Origin of the sequence: Streptomyces sp. SID11385 (assembly GCF_010548245.1) — a bacterium.
Classification (GTDB): Bacteria; Actinomycetota; Actinomycetes; order Streptomycetales; family Streptomycetaceae; genus Streptomyces.
This window is the reverse complement of the sequence record NZ_JAAGLR010000117.1, coordinates 1-2,915: the sequence shown is the minus strand read 5'-3', so window position 1 is coordinate 2,915 and position 2,915 is coordinate 1. Positions and strand designations below refer to the sequence as shown.

Annotated in this window: 2 protein-coding genes; both read right to left on the bottom strand. The window is 76.8% G+C overall.

Annotated elements, in window-relative coordinates:
- Positions 1 to 1,210: ABC transporter ATP-binding protein (locus tag G3I42_RS03995; RefSeq protein ID WP_164282457.1), on the bottom strand; the 1,210-nt coding region annotated here is incomplete at its 3' end.
- 129 nt (positions 1,211 to 1,339) lie between these two features.
- On the bottom strand, positions 1,340 to 2,878 hold the full coding sequence (locus G3I42_RS03985; protein ID WP_239096252.1) for a hypothetical protein: 1,539 nt from the start codon (positions 2,876 to 2,878) through the stop codon (positions 1,340 to 1,342).
- Positions 2,879 to 2,915 lie beyond the last annotated feature (37 nt).

Sequence of the window (2,915 nt, the reverse complement as noted above, 5' to 3'; positions counted from 1 at the left end):
CGCCGTCCCACGTGACGGACGAGGGCGTGAGCCCGGTGAAGCGCTCGACGAGCGCCGCCGTCTCGGCGGGGCGCGCGCTCACGAGCGCGGTGAAGCGGCCCGGGGCGAGCGTGACGCCGGTCTCCGGGTCGTGCAACGGGGCCGGGACGGGGGGTGCCGGGCGGCCCTGCGCGGGGTCCGCGTGGGCCGGGGCCAGACGCAGGAGCGCGAGCACGCGACGGGCGGCGACGACACCGTGCGTCAGCGAGTGCGCGCCCTCGATGAAGAAGGCGACGGGGACGACGAGGACGGCGACGTAGCCGTAGACGGCGGCGAGTTCGCCGGTCGTGATCTCGCCGCGCACGGCGAGCCGGGCGGCGAGCCAGGTGACGACGGCGAGGAAGACGGCGGGCAGCCCGGCGGTGAGCGCCTCGACCCAGCTCGTGACCGCGCCGACCCGCAGCCCCCGGTCGAGCAGTTCGCGCGAACCGGTGCGGTACCGGGCCGCGAAGCCCGCGCCGCCGCCGAAGGCGCGCAGCACGCGCAGCCCCTCGGCGAGGTCGACGAGGCGCGCGGCGAGCGTCCCCTGCCGTTCGCGGTACGCGGTCTCCGCGCCGCGCAGCCGCGCGAGCGGCGGGCCGACGAGGAGCGCGAGGAGCGGCACGCCGAGCAGCACGACGACGGCGAGCAGCGGCGAGATCCGCAGCAGGAGCACGGCGACGACACCGTACGCGAGGACGGAGCCGACGCCGGGCCCGGTGATGGTGAGGACGTCGGCGATACGGGCCGCGTCGGTGAACCCGGCGGTCAGGACCTCGCCCGAGGAGGCGCGCCCGGCGAGCGTGGCGCCGAGCCGTCCGATGTGCTCGGTGAGGACGCGCACGGTGCGGAAGGCGCCGTCCATGCGGACCCGGGTCATCGTGCGGTGCCGCGTGATGCTGAGCCACGCGGTCACCGCCCCGGCCCCGAGCAGCGCCCCGGTCCACGCCAGCAGGGCGCCCGTGTCGCCCGCGGCGAGCCCGTCGTCGACGGCCCGCGCGAGGAGGTACGGGGGCAGCGTCAGCGCGACGCTCCAGGCGCTCCCGTAGCAGGCGCCCGCGAGCACCCGCCCCCGCTGCCGCCGCACGAGCCACCAGATGTACCGCAGCGGCCCCCGCGTATCGGGCCGTTCAGGAGGTGCCCCTGGATCGGCGATCCCCCGGAACCCGCGCGCCCCACCCCGTCCGCTCATGCCGCGATCCTAGGGAGACCGCCCGCGTCGCAGACAACCGGGTTTCCCGCGACCGGCCGTAAGGAAGCGGGCGGCCCCTCTTCGCACCGCGCCGGCGCCCGCCCCGCCCCTGTCACGCCCCGCCCGTCGTCACTCCGCCGAACCGGAGCCCGAACCCGAGCCCGAACCAGAACCCGAGCCCGGCTCCGAGCCCGAAGCCGCACCCCCGCCCGGCCTCGCCCCCGCCGCCGACCTCGCCTTGAAGGCAGCCTTGCGGGCCTCCTTCGCCGTGCGCTTGTCCGGGTGGAGGCGGCCCATCGCCTCCAGCACCTCGGCCGTCGCGGGGTGCCGGACGCGCCAGGCGGCCTCGAAGAAGCCGCTGTGCTGAGCGGCGAGCCCCGCCACGAGGGCCTGGAGCTCCGCCGACTCGCCCTCGACGGCGAGCTGGGCCGCGACCGTGTCGACGGTGAGCCAGAAGACGAGGTCCGCCGGGGGCGGCGGGACGTCGGGCAGCCCGCGCTCGGAGAGCCACACGCGGGCGAGGCCGCCGAGTTCGGGATCGTCCAGCACGGCGCGTACCGCCGGTTCGGCCCCCGCGCCGAGGAGTTCCAGGGCCTCCTGCGCCCGCAGCCTGCGCACCGGGCCCTCCGCGTCCTCGCCCTTCGCCGCCGCGAGCAGGTCCCCCGCCGCCGCGACCGGCTCGCGGCCCGCGAGCCAGCCCTCCAGCTCGGCGCGCACCGAGGGCGCCGGGTACTCGGCGACCCCGGCGAGCAGCACGTCCGCCGTCGCTTCGGCGAGGTCGCCGACGACCGGGGCTTCGAGCCCGGCCTCGACGAGGCGTTCGCGGATGCCGTACAGGCCGAGCGGCGTGTAGTGCACGAGCCCGTACCGCGAGACGTCCTCCTCCTCGATCTCGACGGGCTCCCCCGCGTCCGCCTCCATGAGCAGCGCCTCGTCCAGGGGCTCGTAGACGAGGAGCCCGGAGGTGTCGAGGAGCCGGAACTTCGCGTCCAGGCGGACCATCGTCTCGGAGACCTGCTCCAGGATCGCGTCGCTCGGCTCGGGCATGTCGTCGGGCACGACCATCGCGGCGGCGAGCGCGGGCAGCGGCACGGGGGTGTCCGTGGAGCCGCCCTCGGAGACGGTGAGGAGGTAGAGGCTCAGGAGCGCCTGGTCGACGAACTCGGCCTCCTCCTCGGGGTCCCAGCCGAGCGCGTCGAAGTCGACGGTGCCGCCGCCCTCCAGCGCGCCGGTCAGCTCGTCCAGGTCCTCGATGTCGGGGATGCTCGCGTCGGCGAGGAGCGTGTCGAGCGCGCCGAGCCACAGGCCGAGCGCGTCCTGCGGGCTGCCCGAGGTGAGCTGCGCGAGGTCCTCGCCGGGCGCGGCGCTGCCGTACTCCTCGCCGTCCTCCTCCGGGTCGCTGACCTCCACGAGACCGGTGTCGACGGCGACCCGCCACGCCTCGCTCGCCTCGGCCTCCGCGTCGGGCCCGGAAAGGCCCAGCTCCTTGACCGCCTCGGGCAGTTGCTCGTCGACGAGTTCGCCGCCCGCGCCGACCCGGGTGTCCGGGTTCGCCCAGCGGGCCAGGCGGACCGCGCGGGCGAGGACCGGGGCGGCCAGCGCGGCCCGGGCGAGCTGCGGCTCGGACTCCAGGCGGGCCGGGGGCAGCGCGGGGGGAAGTGCGGACATCGGCGGTTTCTCCTCGGACGTACGGAACAGCGCCCCT